This window comes from Ectothiorhodospira shaposhnikovii, assembly GCF_047222355.1.
Lineage (GTDB): Bacteria > Pseudomonadota > Gammaproteobacteria > Ectothiorhodospirales > Ectothiorhodospiraceae > Ectothiorhodospira.
Genome location: NZ_CP178333.1, coordinates 211,510 through 225,269, shown reverse-complemented (window position 1 = coordinate 225,269; position 13,760 = coordinate 211,510). Strand labels below are relative to the sequence as shown.

At 64.7% G+C, this 13,760-nt stretch carries 13 protein-coding genes and 2 pseudogenes; 11 read left to right on the top strand and 4 right to left on the bottom strand.

All coding sequences use genetic code 11. From position 1 onward, the window contains the following. From ACLF6L_RS00970 to ACLF6L_RS00945, 6 genes and pseudogenes are all read left to right on the top strand, one after another. Positions 1–2,250 (top strand): Mov34/MPN/PAD-1 family protein, encoded by a 2,250-nt coding sequence (locus tag ACLF6L_RS00970; RefSeq protein WP_412852154.1) that lies wholly within the window; start codon positions 1–3, stop codon positions 2,248–2,250. 1 nt (position 2,251) lies between these two features. Next, positions 2,252–3,130, top strand: coding sequence for a ComEC/Rec2 family competence protein (locus ACLF6L_RS00965; RefSeq protein ID WP_019486743.1), 879 nt, complete (start codon positions 2,252–2,254; stop codon positions 3,128–3,130). Further along, positions 3,127–3,804, top strand: a complete 678-nt coding sequence (locus ACLF6L_RS00960; RefSeq protein WP_412852153.1) for a hypothetical protein — start codon at positions 3,127–3,129, stop codon at positions 3,802–3,804. Before ACLF6L_RS00965 ends, ACLF6L_RS00960 begins: the two co-directional genes overlap by 4 nt. 216 nt (positions 3,805–4,020) lie before the next feature. Next, a complete protein-coding gene (locus tag ACLF6L_RS00955) occupies positions 4,021–4,458 on the top strand; it encodes a TIGR03757 family integrating conjugative element protein (RefSeq protein WP_412852152.1) in 438 nt (145 codons plus the stop codon). Continuing rightward, positions 4,455–5,399 (top strand): TIGR03756 family integrating conjugative element protein, encoded by a 945-nt coding sequence (locus tag ACLF6L_RS00950; protein ID WP_412852151.1) that lies wholly within the window; start codon positions 4,455–4,457, stop codon positions 5,397–5,399. Before ACLF6L_RS00955 ends, ACLF6L_RS00950 begins: the two co-directional genes overlap by 4 nt. 10 nt (positions 5,400–5,409) lie before the next feature. Continuing rightward, positions 5,410–6,645: pseudogene (locus tag ACLF6L_RS00945) on the top strand (integrating conjugative element protein); the annotation flags it as partial. 24 nt (positions 6,646–6,669) lie between these two features. On the opposite strand, the gene tnpC reads toward ACLF6L_RS00945, so the two are convergent. Genes tnpC through tnpA form a run of 3 tightly spaced genes read right to left on the bottom strand, consistent with a single transcriptional unit; the run spans position 6,670 to position 9,109 of the window. Then, positions 6,670–8,310, bottom strand: a complete 1,641-nt coding sequence (tnpC, locus tag ACLF6L_RS00940) for an IS66 family transposase (RefSeq protein ID WP_412851407.1) — start codon at positions 8,308–8,310, stop codon at positions 6,670–6,672. Between the two features lie 59 nt (positions 8,311–8,369). Beyond that, positions 8,370–8,732, bottom strand: a complete 363-nt coding sequence (gene tnpB, locus ACLF6L_RS00935) for an IS66 family insertion sequence element accessory protein TnpB (RefSeq protein ID WP_090209625.1) — start codon at positions 8,730–8,732, stop codon at positions 8,370–8,372. Next, positions 8,729–9,109, bottom strand: a complete 381-nt coding sequence (tnpA, locus tag ACLF6L_RS00930; protein ID WP_412851408.1) for an IS66 family insertion sequence element accessory protein TnpA — start codon at positions 9,107–9,109, stop codon at positions 8,729–8,731. Before tnpA ends, tnpB begins: the two co-directional genes overlap by 4 nt. A gap of 91 nt (positions 9,110–9,200) precedes the next feature. On the opposite strand from tnpA, the pseudogene ACLF6L_RS00925 reads away from it, so the two are divergent. The 3 genes and pseudogenes from ACLF6L_RS00925 to ACLF6L_RS00915 form a co-directional block, all read left to right on the top strand. Next, a pseudogene (locus tag ACLF6L_RS00925) lies at positions 9,201–9,386 on the top strand (integrating conjugative element protein); the annotation flags it as partial. Between the two features lie 79 nt (positions 9,387–9,465). Further along, on the top strand, positions 9,466–9,819 hold the full coding sequence (locus tag ACLF6L_RS00920; protein WP_011237257.1) for a hypothetical protein: 354 nt from the start codon (positions 9,466–9,468) through the stop codon (positions 9,817–9,819). A gap of 15 nt (positions 9,820–9,834) precedes the next feature. Further along, entirely contained in the window at positions 9,835–11,367 is a 1,533-nt protein-coding gene (locus ACLF6L_RS00915) for a conjugal transfer protein TraG N-terminal domain-containing protein (RefSeq protein ID WP_412852150.1), read from the top strand. A gap of 28 nt (positions 11,368–11,395) precedes the next feature. On the opposite strand, the gene ACLF6L_RS00910 is transcribed toward ACLF6L_RS00915, so the two are convergent. Continuing rightward, entirely contained in the window at positions 11,396–11,764 is a 369-nt protein-coding gene (locus ACLF6L_RS00910; RefSeq protein WP_412852149.1) for a DUF3742 family protein, read from the bottom strand. Positions 11,765–11,950: 186 nt separating this feature from the next. On the opposite strand from ACLF6L_RS00910, the gene ACLF6L_RS00905 reads away from it, so the two are divergent. After that, positions 11,951–12,709, top strand: a complete 759-nt coding sequence (locus tag ACLF6L_RS00905; RefSeq protein WP_412852148.1) for a type IV toxin-antitoxin system AbiEi family antitoxin domain-containing protein — start codon at positions 11,951–11,953, stop codon at positions 12,707–12,709. Next, positions 12,702–13,622 carry a nucleotidyl transferase AbiEii/AbiGii toxin family protein gene (locus tag ACLF6L_RS00900; RefSeq protein ID WP_412852147.1) on the top strand — a complete coding sequence of 307 codons (921 nt, stop codon included), beginning with the start codon at positions 12,702–12,704 and terminating at the stop codon, positions 13,620–13,622. The genes ACLF6L_RS00905 and ACLF6L_RS00900 overlap by 8 nt, the downstream gene beginning before the upstream one ends. The last annotated feature ends 138 nt before the right edge of the window (positions 13,623–13,760 follow it).

Here is a 13,760-nt window from a genome sequence, read left to right as displayed (position 1 = left end):
ATGATGCCGGATGCGTACCACGAGCTCGCTAACGTCGTAGAGGTCAAGGACGCCAGCGAACTAACGATCCCCCGTGCGAAAGCGCTGTTTGGCGCGGTCCAGCGTCAGCGCGACTATTCGCTTGTCCAGATTCTCCGCCATCCCGTTGACGGCGATCCGACGCTCGAATGTCTCGTCGTGGAGGTCGAGTGTGACGACGTACCGCCGAAGAATCCGGTCGGCATCCGGTACCGTGAGCGCTTGGCGCTGTGTGTCCCCAATGACCCCAAGAGGCTGATCGAGGTGTTGGCGCTGCGTCAGGACTTCCCAATCCTGATGCATCAGAACCAAGGCGTACCCGGCACCCCTGCGAGCCTATGCCTATATTTCGAGCCAGCCGGAGCGGTAATGCGCACCTGGACGCCCGAAGCATTCCTTCGTCGCATCCAGTGGTGGCTGGAGAAGAGCGCCCGAGGCGAGCTACACGCGGCGGACCAGCCGGTTGAGCATCTCTTCTTTGCCAGCAAGTACGAACTCGTTCTGCCGTGGAATCTGACCGAACTCCGCAAAGATCCCGCTCTGCGTTTCGCCATCGTTCTCCGGCATGAACGCCCTGACGGCGGTTTCACTTGCTTTCTGGAACCCATTGCGAAGACCGCCCCACGTGTCAAGACGACCAAGCACATTGAACTGGCGCTGCCCCCCATCGTGCACGGCCTCGTCGAGCGTGATCCTGTGACGCTGGGGCAACTGGCGGATGTACTGGCACGACGCGAGGTAGACCTGATTGGTCCTCTACGGGAAGCGCTACAGGCTGACATCGATGAAGCAGGCACGACCGCCTCGGCTGACGACAAGGGCACGATCATCCTCTTGCATATCCCCATTCGCCGAAGCGTCGATGCCGAGCCCGGTGGCGTCGCGCATCGGGCATTCCTCGTACCGATTGGCGGCCTCGAACTCGGCATCGCCTGCGGTGCATTGTTTGTCCATGAAAAACGGTACTACAAGGACCTGCTGAACCAGCAACCAGCAACGGCATGGCGCGAGCAGCCCATCCTGCCCATGGCTGTCCTGACTCAAAACGACCGAACGGCGGCGATGCGTCAATCCGGGGTCACGGAAGAAGGGCCAGCGGGCGTATTGGTCGGCGCAGGCTCGCTCGGCAGCGCGCTGCTAAATCTATGGGGCCGCAGCGGCTGGGGACGTTGGACGGTTATCGACAAGGATCACATCAAGCCGCACAACCTCTCTCGGCACGGTGCCTACGCGCAACACATTGGCGAGACCAAGGCCACGGTGGTCGCAGGATTACATGCCGCCGCAATGGAAGGAGCGACCGAGATTGTCCCAGTAGTGGCTGATGGCTGCGACTTTGCACAGGCGGATGTTGCACAGGCGCTCGCCGGCGCCGCACTGGCCATCGACGCCTCGACCACACTTGAATACCCACGAGCGGCCAGCGTGGTCGATACCCTTCCGCGACATTTCTCCGTCTTCGTCACGCCGAACGGCAACGCTGCAGTGCTGCTTGCCGAGGATGCGAAGCGGATGCAACGGCTTCGCACACTGGAGGCGCAGTACTATCGCGCACTGATCCAGCAGGACTGGGGGAGAGTCCACCTCGACGGCCACGCGAGCACCTTCTGGAGCGGGGCGAGTTGCCGCGACATCTCACTCGTGATGCCTTACTCGCGCATCCTGGGCCAGGCAAGCACGCTGGCGGAGCAGATCCAGGCCGCTGTGGCGCGCGAGGATGCCCTGATTCGGATCTGGCAACGCGATCCTGCGCGTGGCGGCGTCGAGGTGCATGATGTGCCAGCAGTGCCCGAGCGGCGTATCGCGCTGGGTGAGCTTGACCTCTATATCGACGACGGCGTCGAACAACAGTTGCGGACTTTGCGCCAGCAAAGCTTTCCCAACGAAACCGGCGGCGTGCTGCTCGGGTACTACGATTTCAACATCAGGGCTGTTGTCATCGTCACCGGTTTGCCGGCGCCCTCCGACAGCAAGGCCAGCCCCGACTCCTTCGAGCGTGGCGTCGCCGGACTTGCTGAAGCGGTCAAGGACGCCGCCAAGCGCACCGCGGGCATGGTCGGCTACGTCGGCGAATGGCATAGCCATCCGCCTGGCCACTCCGCATCTCCGAGCCGGCACGACCTCGTGCAGCTCGTCCATTTGGCACTCGGCATGGCCGATGACGGCCTGCCGGCTGTTCAGCTCATCGTCGGAGAGCAAGACCTGCAAATCTTGCAAGGTGCGGTGCAGTGATATGCCAGGCGAGATGATCTTGAAGATATGGGACGTTGAACATGGCGCCTGCGCCATGCTCACACATCGCTCTGCCTACGGCGTGGAAGGGCGCCTGGCGATGATCGACTCGGGTGACAACAGCACCACAGGCTGGAAGCCGAGCACCTACATCAAGCACTACCTGAAGCGCAACGTTCTGGACTACCTGTTCGTGACGAATGCGGACCTCGACCACATCAGCGATCTGAACAACCTGTGGAAAGAAGGAATCACGGTATCCACGTTCTTCCGCAATCGCAGCGTGTCACCCGAAGTCATGAGGATCATCAAGGAGGCCAGCGGCGAACTGACCGAGGACATCGAACGATACTTGGACATTCATGCCGGCTACGTCTACCCCGTGGACGTCCCCTTCGATGAGAGTATGGGAGGCATCTCGGTGCGGACGTTTTGGAACTCGACGCCACCCTTTTACGACACGAACAACCTGAGCATGGTGGCATTCTTCAAGTACGGGCCATTCAAGATTCTGTTTCCCGGCGACCTTGAGGAAGACGGATGGCTGGCGCTGCTCGAACAGCCGGCATTTCGAGCTGAGCTCATCGACACGACCGTGCTCGTGGCATCCCACCACGGCCGAGAGAACGGCTACTGCCGGGCGCTATTCGACTACTGTCACCCGCGAGCGATCGTGATGTCCGACAAAGCAATCGTCCATGATACGCAGGGGATGACTCAGACCTATCGCCAGCGCGTCATAGATCACTGGCCGAACGGAGTTCTTGTCGCCACGACTGGAAAACAGCGCCGTGTGCTCACGACGCGACGCGATGGCTGGATTCAATTCAACGTCAATGATCGTGGCGATTTCACCATCTATACGGAGTGCTATGGATGAGGGACACCAAAAACTACGGCAGCAAGACACTCAAGGGCCGCAACCTCGCATGGCTGGTGGCGACGCTCATCCTGGACTTTCTCGTCCTTCTGGTCCTTGCCTTCCACACCGCGATCGAGGATCTGACGCCGACTCGACTGGCGGCCGTTCGCGCCAGCCTGACCGCACTGTTGCCGATCCCGGTGCTGATCTTCTCGTCGCTGATTTCGGCCGACCACAAGGCCATCCTCGTATTCTGGCGCTGCAAGCATCCGTTGCCGGGTTCGCGTGCCTTTTCCGTGCACGCGCCGGCGGATCACCGCATCGACCTGACGAAGCTGAAAAAGAACGTCGGCGAGTTCCCTGTGGGTGAACGCGACCAGAACGCGAAGTGGTATGGCCTCTACAAGCAGGTCGATTCAGACCCCTCGGTCGTGGACAGCCACAAGAACTATCTGCTGTTCCGCGACATTGCCGCGATGTCGCTGCTGCTCGTGCCCATAGTTCCCACGGTGATGTATTTCAGTGGGTTGGATACGCCTCGCATTCTGATCTCGACCGCTTGGTTCCTGGGTCAATATCTGGTCGCGGCATTCGCTGCGCGCACGACAGGCATCCGCTTCGTGCAGAACGTGCTGGCCGTGCATGCCAGCCGGAAAGTGACGAACTCGCGGAAGAAGGAGGCTGATGGATAGGTTCTGGTGCAGCCTCGTACACAAGGTCCTCCAGATGGCAGCGTATTGATCTTGACGGGAGCTTCCAGCTTCCCCGTTTTTTGCATCCTGAGCAGCCCATAACGCTCGCTGCTGTTGTCGCGTCAAACCGGAGAGTGCCGATTCCGGTTTGACAGTCGCTTCCATCGCCCCCCTGGAGTCGACTACCCACCCTGATCGTTTTCACGGTGGCTCGACATGCCAGCTCCCATATCCAACCCATTTGTAGCGCAGTGGCGCCTGCTTGCGGCCGGACTCTTCGCTGTGCTGATCGGCCCCTCCGCCTGGGCCGCCAACGTGCTCGTCGTCACCGACAGCCGTCATCCGGTGCAGGCCCCGGCCGGCGTGCGGATCATCGAGTTGGACCAGGCCGCGCGCATCGAGGTCGAACTCTCCGCGCACCTGCCGGCCGACCCCCAACAGGCCGCGGCCCTGGTGCGGCAGCGGTTGCATGACGGCGGCGAGGCGCTGCAGCGCCGCATCGGCCATGCTTATCAGGGTATCGCGGATGCCTGGGGACTGGGCATCGCCAAGATTCCCGCCGTGGTGGTCGATCGACGCTATGTGGTCTACGGCGAGCCCGACGTGTCCCGCGCCGTCGCGCGCATCAACGCCTACCGGAGCACGCAGCCATGAGCCTCCCGCTGGCACGCCGGCGCCTGCGCGCCACCGCCGCCTCGCTGCTGCTGAGCGCGGCCACGTCGACGTTCGCCCTGGACACCGCCACCATCGTCTCGTCGGCGCTGTCCCCCGACTGCCTCGAATACCGCGTGGTCGGAATCTGCTACTGGCTGTACTGCACGCCCTTCGGCTGCTCGGTGCGCACCTCCGTCAAGGTGCGCCACTACGTCCCCGATGCGGTGGTGTCGAGCTACTCGAACACCGGCGAAAACCCGTGGCTGGAAGTCAGGGCGATGAGCATGCCTAACCCGACCGCGAAGGCTGGCGGTGACGGCACGACCAATCACGACAACGAGAACAACCTCGCCAAGTTCAAGAACGCCGATGTCATCGGCCATCCGGCCGGGATGGTGTTCAGCCAGTTCGCCAGCGCCTCCGGCTACACCTGCGGAGGCGCTGGCACGGCCTTCATGCCGTATCTGCTGAGCACGCTCGACACGATCGCCTGGCGCTACAACATCCCGGAAGCGTTCTACCCCGAAGCGCTCATCCCCGGCCGGCGCGAAATCGGTACGCGCACCGGCCTGAACCTCTGGGGCAACGTGTATCCCCGCGGTGGCTTCCTGCACCAGACCGACGACCACAAGAGCGGCGCCGTGGTCGCGCAGCGCGCGGGCGACATCGTGACGCGCCGCAACCAGATTCACGTTTACCAGCCCCTGCTGGCCAGCGCCCGCGACGGCTACTGGCCGGCCGGCGCGTTGATGGAGACCGACGCCTCGACGGGCAAGTGGCAGGAGCTGACGCCCACGCTCTCGAACAGTTGCGTGGTCTTCCCGCACAGCCGCACCCGCGTGCAGGCCCAGCAGGGCGACTACGCCTGGGCCTTGTGGCGGCCGTACTCCTGCTGCCGGCGCCGTGGCCAGGTCTTCCTCGGCAGCGTCGATTTCATGTGAGGAACCCACGATGAACGCCTCCCTCCCAGACTTCCTGCGCCGCGCGAAGTCGCACCTGCGGGCCACGCTGCTCGTGGCGGCCATCACGCTGGTCGTCGGCGTCGCCTGGGCGCAGACCCGCATCGACCCCAATGGCGTGAACGCCAGCGGCAGCGTGATCGGCGACGACGTGCTCTACAGCATCGGCGGCGGCCGGGCCGTGTCGATGGGTGGTGCCGGCAACATGCAGAGCATCGGCGTCGGCGTCGGCTGGAACAGCAACCTGATCTGCGGCGACATGAGCATCACCACGACGCTGCAGAACCAGCTCAACGGCATCACCAACGGCTTCCAGACGATCATGAGCAACGTGATCCAGAACGCCACCAGCGCCGTGGCCTCGCTGCCGGCGCTGATCATCCAGCGCGCCGACCCGGGGCTCTACAACCTGCTGACCAACGGCATCCTCCAGGCGCGCCTGGACTTCGACCGCTCGAAGATGACCTGCCGGGCCATCGCCAATCGCATGGCGGATATGGCCGGCGGCCAGGCCGGCTGGGACCAGCTCGCCGAAGGGATGGCGCTGCGGGATGCGGTCAGCAGCACCGACGCTGTTTCCGCCATCGAGCAGGCCGAGTCCAACAAAGGGAACAACGGCGTGCCCTGGGTCGGCGGCGGCAACGCGGGTGGCTCTGGCCAGAGTTCGATCAAGGTGGTCGGCGACGTGACACGCGCGGGCTACAACCTGCTCAACGGGCGCAGCGTCACCGATACCTCGTCGATCGCGCGCAGCGCCTGCGGCAACCGCCTGACCTGCCAGACATGGTCGTCGCCCGGCGCGGCCGCGGCCTTTGCGAACCGCGTGCTGGGCGAACGCGAGCAACGCACCTGCGAAAACTGCACGAAGACCCAGACCACGCCTGGCGTCGGGCTCACGCCAGTGATCCAGGAAGAGTACGAGACCAAGCTGCAGGTGCTGCAGGAGCTGGTGACGGGCGCCCGGCCGACGACGCCGACCAACCTCGACGCGGCCGGCAGCAGCTCTCTGCCGATCACCCGCGGCGTGATCGAGGCCCTGCGGGACGAACCCGACCAGGACGTGCTGGGCAAGCGCCTGGCGTCGGAGGCGGCGCTGTCCAGCGTGCTGGAGAAGGCCCTGCTGCTGCAACGCACGTTGCTCACCGGCAAGAAGGAGCCGAACGTCGCTGCCAACGAACTGGCCGTGCGGGCGGTCGACCAGGAGAACAGCGCGCTGGAGGTATCCGTCCGGTAGCCCCCGTATAGCCAGCCGTCAGTCGGGGCTGGCATGCTCCCCGCAACTCTGGGCCAGCGGTGCCCAGTGATAGGGCAGCAGTTCGTGGAGGCGATTGGCGGGATGATCCTGGATGCGCTCAAGCACATCGATCAGATAGTGACGGGGGTTCACCCCGTTCTGCTTGCAGGTCTCCAGGAGGGTGAGCAGGATGGCCAGGGCGTGACCGCCATTCTCCGAGCCGGTGAAGTTCCAGTTCTTGCGACTCACGCATACGCCGCGCAGGGCACGTTCGCCGCGGTTGTTGTCGGGCTCCAGGCGGCCATCCTCGGTGAAGCGCAGCAGGGCCTGCCAGTGGTTGAGGGTGTAGCGGATCGCCCCGGCGAACTCCCCCCGGGGAGGCAGGCTGGGCAGGATGCGGTCCAGCAGCCGACGCAGGCGCTTAAGGATCGGCACCGTGCGCCGCTGGCGTTCCTGCCGGATCAGCTCGGGATCATTGATCCCTTGCCTTCGCAGGCGCGATTCCACCTGGTAGATCGCGGTGATCAGCTTCATGATGAGATGCACGCGGCCGCGCTGCTTGTGTTTGCGGGCGATCTTTTCGAACGGGCGCCGGGCATGGGACCAGCAGGCACACCAGACCAGCGCCGCCTGGATCCGTTCGGCATTGAGGTAGCCCGCATAGGCATCGGCTTGCAGATATCCCTGGTAGTCACGCAGGTGTGCCAGTGGACCTTCCTGGGATCGGTTGGTGGTGTAGTCGTAGAACACCGGGATGATGCCGTCTTCCCGCCCGCGGCCCAGGTAGAGCCACAGGCGGCAGGTTCGGGTTTGTCGTCGACCCTTCTCCAGTTGCGGCACCGTGGTGTCGTCACTGTGCAACACCGGACTGGCCAGGGCATCCTGGCGGATGAGGTCGGCCAGCGGGGCCAGGACCGAGGCGGACAGCAGCACGTAATCGCACAGCCGCTGGCGGGGAACGTCATAACCATCCCGGGCCAGCTGCTGACTGATGCGGTTGAGCGGCAGGTGATCCGCGAACTTGCTGATCACGGTATGGGCCAGCAGGCTGGCACCCACCTGAGCGCCGGGGATCGGCGGCGAGGGGCGTGGTGGGGAGACGATGGTGCGCTCCCCCTGATCACCCCGGATTGCATACTTGGGCACTTCATGGCGCTTGACGTACAGATGCCCGGGGGCGTACTCGAGGGTCTCGGTCACATCGACGCCGATCTCTTCCAGCGGGCCACCGTTCTGTGCCTCCAGCTGGGCCCGGGTTTCATCGTCGTAGTCGTAGCGCATCGTCTCCCGGGGCAGTTCCGGTGGCAGGGCACGGCGGCCCCGGGGCGGTTGGGTCTTGCGCCGTTTCGTGGGCGCCTGGGCGGCGGCCTCTTCTTCGTCCTGCTCGGGGATGGGTGCCTCCAGCGGATGGAATAGATCCTCCTGGAGGTAACGGCCGCGTTCAGAGCTTTGCCCGAAGCGTTTGCGCTGTGCTTCAAGGACCTGGTCCTTGAGGCGCTGCAGTTGTTCGCTCAGTTCATTGACCGTGGACTGCAGCTGAACGAGCTGCTGGGACTGCTGCGCGATGACCTCATCGCGCTCTGCCACGGCGGCGCGAAGTTGAGACTCGCGCAGGTTGGGAGGGGGCGTCGGCAGGCCTTGTGCAGCGGTGTTCGACATGCCCGCATTTTACCATTCATGGCGCGCTAAGTGGCTGACTTATAGATAATAATTATCTATTAACCGGTGGCGGTGGCAAGGCATCGTGGGGGCATTTCCAGGCGCCGCCAGTCGATGCCCTCGAACAAAGCCTGCAACTGGCTGCGGGAGAGCCGAACCTCCTCTGCATCACCCTCGGCGTGATGGGGCCACTTGAAGCGCCCCTTCTCCAGGCGCTTGTAGATCATCACGAAGCCCTGACCATCCCAGTACAGGGCCTTGAGCTTGTCTCCGGCCCGGTTGCGGAAGACGAACAGCTCGCCGCTGAGTGGATCCCGCTCCAGCACCTCAACAATCTCGATACACAAGCCATCGAAGGCCTTGCGGAAATCCACCGGCGCCACTGCCAGATGGATGGCCATCCCCGTGGGCCAGCCGATCATGCCTCCAGCACCTGCATGGCCCGTTTCAAGGTCTGCGCGCAGAACCCCGGATACAGTTCCAACCGTCGGCCATTGCCCAATGCCACGACCACCGGTCCAACCCCGGGCTGCAGCGACAGGGCCACGGGATCGGGCTTGTCCTCCACCGTGCGGACCGCCAAAAACCGCTGCGGCACGGCTGTCGGCTTCGAAGGCGCGCGCCCTGGCTCAGCCTCGCCCAGCACCCACTCCGGGTACCGCGCCGCCCATTGCGATAACTGGCGGGGCGTGACCCCATGCTGACGGGCGAAGGCCGCCTTGCTCTGGCCTGAGGCCGCCCACTGCTGGACCAGATCCTTCCAGAAAGCGCGCTTGCGCTGTTGGATACCTCTGCTCATCCGCCACATCCCCTTATTGCTTGAGATCGTACCGGTGACGATGGAGGATCAGTGGGGACTATGGAATACGGGGGCTACCGGACGGATACCGCTGGAGCAGGAGATCAACAACCTCAAGACTGAGCTGGAGCTGCGCCGCACGCTGGCCGGTAACTCGGCGATGGCGATCATCCAGCGCCACAGCACCCGCGCTGCCGGTTCGCGCGGCGTCTTCGAGGGCGACACCACACGCGACCGTCTGCGGGAAGTCCAGAAGCCGCGGAGCGGTACGCCATGAGCGCGCCCGCACGGCCGCCCGAAGGGCGCGCGAACCTCCCTAGGGGAGGATGTCGCGCTAGCGACAGGAGGGTAGTCCAGTGAGCCGGCTGGCCTGGCTGCGGCTGCCATGGCTGTTCAACCGCCGCGTCGGCGTGGCGCTGCTGTGGACCTTGCTGGTGGTCGCCGCCGCCGTGGCGGTGAACATCGCCGGCATCCACGTGGTCGGCGGCGTCGAGGGCTGGCAGCACTGGCTGCAGGCGCATGCCGGCCATTTCTTCGTGTGGCGGCTGTGCCTCTACGGGGCGACGGCTTACGGCTGGTGGTGGATGCGTCGGCGCCTGTTGCGGCGGGAGCCGTCACGCGAGACGCATCAGCGCCTGCTGCGCACGGAGATCGCGGCCGTGATCGCCGTGGTCGCGCTGGAAGCCAGCCAACTGTTGCAGCACGGCTGACACCGGGAGGCAGGCATGACGCTCTACACCACGGACTACCTGGAGTATTACCTGACCCTGGTGGCTTGGGTGGTCAACAACGGCATCTGGAGCATCCTCGTGGCCAGCGGCGTGTTCGCGCTGCCGTTCGTGGCCATCGTGATCCAGGAATGGCTCAAGGCCCGCAGCGAAGGTGCGGACGAAGGCAACAAGGGCGTGCTGTCGTCGATGCGCATCGAGAACCGGGTGTGGGTGGCGATCGTGGTCATCATGTTCGCCGGCATCCCGTTCATCCCGGTGGATCTCGCCACGATCAGGTTCGACACCACGCGCTCCGCGCAATGCCAGGTCAACGTCCCGCTGCCCAACGACACGGGCTGGTCCAACGTCTACACGGCGCTCAACGACCAGAGCGCGCTGGTGCCGGTGTGGTGGTTCTTCATGCACGCCATCTCGAAGGCGGTCACGGGCGCCGCGGTGGCGGCGATTCCCTGCGGCACCGACCTGCGTCAGATTCGCATGGATGTCGATGCCACGCGCATCGATGATCCGGTGCTGGCACAGGAGGTCGCCGACTTCACGCACGACTGCTACGGGCCGTCGCGCGCGAAGCTGTTCATGAACCGGCCGACGCTCTCCGACGAGCAGATGAACGACGTCACCTGGATCGGGTCGAGTTACTTCCTCGACACGCCCGGCTTCTATGACACCTATCGCGCCAAGACCCCACGCACGGGCTGGCCCTACGACGCGACCCGCGATGCGGGGCTGGCACAGGTGGACAGCGGCGGCGGCTATCCGTCCTGCCGGCAGTGGTGGGCCGATGGCGGCCAGGGACTGCGCAGCCGGCTGCTGGCACAGGTCGCCCCGGACCTGCTGACCCGCATCGGGCGCTGGGTGGGCTTCCTGTCGCAGAGCGAGGTCAATGACTCGGTGATCCGCGCCGTGGTCTCGCCGAGGCAGCAGAAGATGAACCAGGGCGCCGTCTACACCGACTACGGCGGCCAGATCGACAAGACGCTGCCGAACATCGTCACGCGCGGCGCGGGCGACCTGGGGCTGACCGTCGGCTCGCTGGGCTTCTTTCCGGCGATGGACGTGGTGCGCCAGGCGCTGCCGATGGTGCTGACGATACTCAAGATGGCGCTCGTCATCTGCATCCCGCTGGTGCTGCTGATCGGCACCTACGACCTGAAGACGGTGGTGACGGTGAGCTGCGTCCAGTTCGCGCTGTTCTTCGTGGACTTCTGGTTCCAGCTCGCGCGCTGGATCGACAGCACGATCCTGGATGCGCTCTATGGCTGGGGGTTCGGCGCGAGCCGGCCGCACTCGAACTTCGATCCCTTGATCGGCCTGAACAACGCCTTCGGGGACATGCTGCTCAACTTCGTCATGGCGACGATGTTCATCGTGTTGCCGACGTTCTGGGTCATGGCACTCGGATGGGCAGGCGTTCGCGCCGGAAACTTCCTGGGCGGTCTCATCACTGGCACGTCCGATGCGAAGTCGGCTGGGGGTAGTGGCTCTCGCCTTGCGATGACGGCTGTATCGAAAGGTGCTGCGAAGTAAGGAGCACTCTCTCGCGTTGATGCGGCAGCTACGGCTCGTCGGGATCGCCCATGTCGATCCGCCAGTCATCTTTGTCGTACAGGCCGACGCCCGAGTGTCCGTCTCTAAGTTCCGGCTGCTTCTCGTCGTCCTCGTCGGCGTTCCGCGCGAGCCATGCGGCGATCACCGCAAAGGCCAGCAGCAGGACGAGCCAGGATACGGTGTAGAGCAGCATGCCAAGTACGGCCAGCTTGACGATCCAGAGCACCGCCGTCGCCGCGCCCGCAGGCACCCAGCGCGTCACCAGCCAGCCGGCGACACGCTGCTCGCGGCGCAGGTATCCACGCCAGGCACGGCCAGCCCCCCGGCCCAGCCGGTGGCTCCAGCGCCCGTTGTGCGTGTTGGTGGTCATGCTCATGTGCCTCGGTTTCAGTGGTGCCGCTTGCCCTCCAGGATAGACCGCGATCAGGAGGGCGGGTTGCGGCTGGCAGAGCGGTCGCAGGGCGATTAGACTCTGCGCGATAAATCAAACGTTATGCTACTTTCCCTGCACGTTCTTGCGATAGCTCTAGGGGATGATTGGATTCCGTGCTATTCTTATAGCATGGATGGAAATTCTCGGCATCAGGTAATCAAGCGACTGCAGGCGGGACTCCCCCGCGGGGCGCCGTTCGACCTTGCCACCCTGAGCCAGTTCGGGGTGTCGCCCCAGCTCGCCGCCCACTATGCCGACGGCGGGTGGCTCGTGCGCCTGGCCCATGGCGTCTATGCCTTCCCGAACGATGCGTTCGGGGTCTACGGTGCGCTGAAGTTCCTGCAACAGCGCGTGCCCGGCCTGCACGTCGGCGGCAAGAGCGCCCTGGCCCTGCAGGGTGTGCGGCACAACCTGGGCAGCCGGGAGGCGCTGGTGCTGTGGGGCGACGGTCGTTTCGCGTTGCCGGCCTGGTTCACTTCGCGCTTTCCGGCCCGCTACGTCCACGCCCGCCTGTTCGACTGGCCGGATACGGCGCTGGCCGGCAAGACTCTGACCACGCCGCCTGGTCTGCCCGAGGATCTGCGGGTGGCAGCCCCCGAGCGTGCCGTTCTGGAGATGCTGTACGAAGCCGGCGTCAAGCAGAGCCTCGAAGAGGCCCGCAACCTCTTTGATGGACTGCGTTCCCCCCGCAAGGACTTGCTCGGGCAACTGCTGTCCTGCTGCGCCAGCGTGAAGGCCGTGCGCCTGTTCCTCACCTGGGCGCGCGAGACCAGCCTCGTGGATGTCGATGCCCTGCTGGAGCAGTACCCGGTTCGCACCGGCAGCAACACGCGCTGGATGAGCCGGCTCGATGACGGCACCTTGCTGAGCCTGAGACCTCATGGATAAGACCTACGCGGACACCGTTCGCCTGCTGCTGGCCGTCGCGCCCGACGTGTTCGCCAACGACATCTTCGCCATGAAGGGCGGCACGGCCATCAACCTCTTCGTGCGGGACATGCCGCGCCTGTCGGTGGACATCGACGTGGTGTACCTCCCGTGGCAGACGCCGCGCGACGAAGCGCTGCAAGCCATCAACCAGGAGCTGGCCGCCATCGCCACGCGCGTTGCACCACTGGGCGTGCAGACACGCCTGGTTCGCGCCAAGGACCTGGGGGACACCAAGCTGATCGTCGAGAACGACGCCAACCAGGTGAAGATCGAGGTCAACGTCGTGTTCCGAGGCAGCGTGCTGCCCGTCGAGCGGCTGCCGCTGAGCGTCAAGACCAGCGATCTGTTCGGCGTCGAGTTCGAGCTGCCGGTTCTGGCACCGGACGAGCTGTACGCCAGCAAGCTGGTGGCCGCGCTGGATCGGCAGCACCCCCGCGACCTGTTCGACGTGTGGCAGCTCTACGAATCGGGCGACATCAGCGATGGCATGGTCGAGTGCTTCGTGATCTATCTGGCGGGCCACAACCGGCCGCCCCACGAAGTGCTGTTCGGCAACGACAAGGACATCGCCGGCGAGTACGAGCGGGCCTTTGTCGGCATGACCGAAGTGGACTGCTCCCTGGAGACACTGCTCGACGCTCGCGCCAGGATGCGGCGCGAGCTGCCACAGCGACTGAGCACCGCGCACAAGCAGTTTCTGAGCGGGCTGGCGCGCGCAGAACCGGACTGGTCGCTGGTGCAGTGCCAGCACGCCGCGCAACTGCCGGCACTGCGCTGGAAGCTCGCCAATCTCGAAACCTTCCGCAAGCGCCGTCCCGACGACTTCGCAGCGCAATCCGCCGCCCTCGACACCGGCTTGGGCCAGAGCTGACGAACGTCCCGCAGCGACCCACTTGCCGGGATTGCCCCATGCCGCATTCATCGTGGCATCCACGAAGCAGCGGCCCTATACCCAAAGGCTTCCGACAAAGGCCAAAGGGCTGGGAAGGGGCAAAGGAAGGGCGCCAAG

Excerpts from the sequence above, each read along its gene's own strand:
- tnpA (WP_412851408.1), bottom strand. The coding sequence starts at position 9,109 with ATGAGCAGAGGTATCCAACAGCGCAAGCGCGCTTTCTGGAAGGATCTG.
- ACLF6L_RS00950 (WP_412852151.1), top strand. The coding sequence starts at position 4,455 with ATGAGCCTCCCGCTGGCACGCCGGCGCCTGCGCGCCACCGCCGCCTCG.
- ACLF6L_RS00960 (WP_412852153.1), top strand. The coding sequence starts at position 3,127 with ATGAGGGACACCAAAAACTACGGCAGCAAGACACTCAAGGGCCGCAAC.
- ACLF6L_RS00970 (WP_412852154.1), top strand. The coding sequence starts at position 1 with ATGATGCCGGATGCGTACCACGAGCTCGCTAACGTCGTAGAGGTCAAG.
- tnpB (WP_090209625.1), bottom strand. The coding sequence starts at position 8,732 with ATGATCGGCTGGCCCACGGGGATGGCCATCCATCTGGCAGTGGCGCCG.
- tnpC (WP_412851407.1), bottom strand. The coding sequence starts at position 8,310 with ATGTCGAACACCGCTGCACAAGGCCTGCCGACGCCCCCTCCCAACCTG.
- ACLF6L_RS00965 (WP_019486743.1), top strand. The coding sequence starts at position 2,252 with ATGCCAGGCGAGATGATCTTGAAGATATGGGACGTTGAACATGGCGCC.
- ACLF6L_RS00910 (WP_412852149.1), bottom strand. The coding sequence starts at position 11,764 with ATGAGCATGACCACCAACACGCACAACGGGCGCTGGAGCCACCGGCTG.
- ACLF6L_RS00900 (WP_412852147.1), top strand. The coding sequence starts at position 12,702 with ATGGATAAGACCTACGCGGACACCGTTCGCCTGCTGCTGGCCGTCGCG.
- ACLF6L_RS00955 (WP_412852152.1), top strand. The coding sequence starts at position 4,021 with ATGCCAGCTCCCATATCCAACCCATTTGTAGCGCAGTGGCGCCTGCTT.
- ACLF6L_RS00915 (WP_412852150.1), top strand. The coding sequence starts at position 9,835 with ATGACGCTCTACACCACGGACTACCTGGAGTATTACCTGACCCTGGTG.
- ACLF6L_RS00905 (WP_412852148.1), top strand. The coding sequence starts at position 11,951 with ATGGATGGAAATTCTCGGCATCAGGTAATCAAGCGACTGCAGGCGGGA.